1 protein-coding gene is annotated in these 421 nt (G+C 67.9%); it reads right to left on the bottom strand.

Translation table 11 applies throughout. From position 1 onward, the window contains the following. Positions 1-308 (bottom strand): transporter substrate-binding domain-containing protein (locus D7X55_RS46865; RefSeq protein ID WP_147470521.1); only part of this gene is annotated, 308 nt, incomplete at its 3' end. Between the last annotated feature and the right edge of the window lie 113 nt (positions 309-421).

Raw genomic sequence — 421 nt, 5'->3', positions numbered from 1 at the left:
AGGTAGGTGCCTTCGATCTCCACATAGGGGGCGCTGAAGGCGATGCGGTCGGCGCGCGCCGGATCGATGGCCAGGAAGGCCAGGTCCCAGGCATCCTTGCTGGCTGCAGCGACCACCGCGGCCGCGGCGTCGTGGCAGGTGAAGCGTGCCTGCACGCCCATGCGCTGCGCCAATGCCGTGGCCAGTTCCAGTGACGGCCCGCGCGGTGAGCGCGCGTCCCCCTGCGCCAGTACTGGATTGCCCAGGTTGATGGCCACGCGCAGGAAGCCCAGCGGTGCCAGCGCACCACGATGATCGGCCAGGGACATGCAGGACTCCGCGGGGAAAGGGCGGTCCAGCATGCCAGTACGGACCTGCAAGGCAGTGTCAGCATCCGGTTATCCTGCGGACATGAACCCCATCCTGCACGTCGAGATACCGG

It is taken from the genome of Corallococcus sp. AB049A, from assembly GCF_003668885.1.
Taxonomy (GTDB): Bacteria; Myxococcota; Myxococcia; order Myxococcales; family Myxococcaceae; genus Corallococcus; species Corallococcus interemptor.
The sequence above is the reverse complement of the archived record's forward strand: the minus strand, read 5'-3'. Positions and strand labels throughout refer to the sequence as shown.